The sequence below is a fragment of the Brevundimonas sp. UBA7664 genome, assembly GCF_002483305.1.
GTDB lineage: Bacteria > Pseudomonadota > Alphaproteobacteria > Caulobacterales > Caulobacteraceae > Brevundimonas.
This window is the reverse complement of record NZ_DLHQ01000020.1, coordinates 1-2,597: the sequence shown is the minus strand read 5'-3', so window position 1 is coordinate 2,597 and position 2,597 is coordinate 1. Positions and strand designations below refer to the sequence as shown.

The 2,597-nt window shown below is 64.3% G+C and carries 2 protein-coding genes and 1 pseudogene; all 3 read right to left on the bottom strand.

What is annotated here, in order from left to right; genetic code table 11:
• The coding region (locus B2742_RS03980) for a 2-oxoglutarate dehydrogenase E1 subunit family protein (protein ID WP_292063248.1) at window positions 1-1,326 on the bottom strand (1,326 nt) is incomplete at its 3' end.
• A 152-nt stretch (window positions 1,327-1,478) separates the two neighbouring features.
• Entirely contained in the window at window positions 1,479-2,381 is a 903-nt protein-coding gene (sucD, locus tag B2742_RS03975; RefSeq protein ID WP_292063245.1) for a succinate--CoA ligase subunit alpha, read from the bottom strand.
• 3 nt (window positions 2,382-2,384) lie between these two features.
• Window positions 2,385-2,597 (bottom strand): annotated as a pseudogene (gene sucC, locus B2742_RS03970) (succinate--CoA ligase subunit beta); the annotation flags it as partial.

Here is a 2,597-nt window from a genome sequence, read left to right as displayed (position 1 = left end):
GCCGATCTGGTTGTTGATGATGAAATGCAGCGTGCCGGCGACGCGGTGACCGCGCAGGCCGGAGAGGCCGAGGCACTCGGCGACCACGCCCTGGCCGGCAAAGGCTGCATCCCCGTGCAGGAGAAGCGGCAACACCTTGGAGCGCTCGCGCAGCGGTACGATATCGCCTTCCATGACGGTGGCGATCTGGTCCTGCTTGGCGCGGGCCTTGCCCATGACGACCGGGTTGACGATTTCGAGATGCGACGGGTTGGCCGTCAGCGACAAGTGGACCTTGTTACCGTCGAATTCACGGTCGGACGAGGCGCCAAGGTGATACTTGACGTCGCCCGAGCCTTCCACGTCGTCAGGCGCGTAGGAACCGCCCTTGAACTCGTGGAACACGGCGCGATGCGGTTTCGCCATGACGTTGGTCAGCACGTTGAGGCGGCCGCGATGGGCCATGCCGAGCACGATTTCCTTGAGACCCATCTGGCCGCCGCGCTTCATGATCTGTTCGAGCGCCGGGATGAGCGCCTCGCCGCCGTCGAGGCCGAAGCGCTTGGTGCCCTTGTACTTGACGTCGATGAACTGCTCAAAGCCTTCCGATTCGATGAGCTTCTGCAGGATCGCCTTCTTGCCCTCAGGTGTGAACTCGATGCCCTTGTCCGGGCCTTCGATGCGCTCCTGGATCCAGCCCTTTTCCTCCGGGTTGGAGATGTGCATGAACTCGACGCCGATGGTCGAGCAATAGGTGCGCTCCAGGATCCCGACCATCTCGCGGACCGTCGCGTATTCGAGGCCGAGAACGTTGTCGATGAAGATCTTGCGGTCGAGGTCGGCTTCGGTGAAGCCGTAGTTCGACGGCGACAGTTCGTGATAATCCTCGACGGGCGCGGCAATGCCGAGCGGGTCGAGCTTGGCGTGCAGGTGGCCTCGGGCGCGATAGGCACGGATCATCATGATGGCGCGCACCGAATCCCGGGTCGCCTGGTTGACGTCGCCGACGCTGACCGCCTTGCCGGTCTCGGCCGCCACGGCGTCCGCCTTGGCCTTCACCTTCTTCTCGATCGCCTGTTCGACTGCGCCCCAGTTGCCGTCAAGCGCGGAGACGAGTTCGCCATTGGCGGCGATCGGCCAGTTGGCCTTCTTCCAGGAGGCGCCCTCGGCCGCCTTTTTCACGTCGGCCGGTTGATCGGCCAATCCCTTGAAGAAGGCCTGCCATTCCTCGCCGACCGAGGCGGGGTTCTCCTCGTACTTGGCATAGAGCTGTTCGATATAGGCCGCATTGGCGCCGTCCAGGAAGGACGTGACCAGAAATTGCTCGTTGGCGTCTTGCCTTGCCATGGTGCTCTGCGGACGCTGCGCCCGCCTCCCGTGCGAATTGGTGTTGGCCGGGCTTGCCGCCCGCTTGCCGCCCTGACCGCCGCCTGTCCGCGACCGCCGGGGAAGAGGTGGAAGGGCCGGCGCGGATCGCCGGCCCTTCCTGTTCAGATGGGTCAGCCCTTGAGGACTTCCACCAGTGTCTTGCCGAGGCGCGCCGGCGAGGGCGAGACCCGGATGCCGGCCGATTCCATGGCCGCGATCTTGTCTTCTGCGCCGCCTTTGCCGCCGGAAATGACGGCGCCGGCATGGCCCATGGTGCGGCCGGGAGGCGCCGTGCGGCCGGCGATGAAGCCGACCATCGGCTTGGCACGGCCCTTCTTCGCCTCGTCCTTGATGAACTGTGCCGCGTCCTCTTCAGCCGAGCCGCCGATCTCGCCGATCATGATGATCGACTTCGTCGCCTCGTCGGCGAGGAACATTTCCAGCATGTCGATGAACTCGGTGCCCTTGACCGGGTCGCCGCCGATGCCGACGGCGGTCGTCTGGCCGAGGCCTTCGTTCGACGTTTGGAAGACCGCTTCATAGGTCAGCGTTCCCGAGCGCGAAAGAACCCCGACGGAGCCCTTCTTGAAGATGGAACCCGGCATGATGCCGATCTTGCACTCGTCGGGCGTCATGACGCCGGGGCAGTTCGGGCCGATCAGGCGCGACTTGGACGCGTCGAGGCGTGCCTTAACCTTGACCATGTCGGCGACCGGAATGCCCTCGGTGATGCAGACGATCAGCGGGATTTCCGCATCGATCGCCTCGATGATCGCTGCCGCGGCACCTGCCGGCGGAACATAGATGACCGAGGCGTTGGCGCCGGTGGCGTCGCGACCTTCGGCCACGGATGCGAAGATCGGCAGGCTCTCGCCCTTCGACCCGGTCCAGTTCGTGCCGCCCTTCGACGGATGGATGCCGCCGACCATCTTGGTGTTGTGATAGGCGAGCGCCTGTTCGGTGTGGAAGGTCCCGGTCTTGCCGGTCAGGCCCTGCACGAGGATCTTGGTGTTCTTATCGATGAGGATCGACATGGATCAGGCTCCCTTCACAGCGGCGACGATCTTCTGGGCGGCATCGTCCAGGTCATCGGCGGAGATGACGTTCAGTCCCGATTCGTTGATGATCTTCTTGCCGAGTTCGACATTGGTGCCTTCGAGGCGCACGACGAGGGGCACCTGAAGACCGACTTCCTTGACGGCCGCGATGACGCCTTCGGCGATGACGTCGCATTTCATGATGCCGCCGAA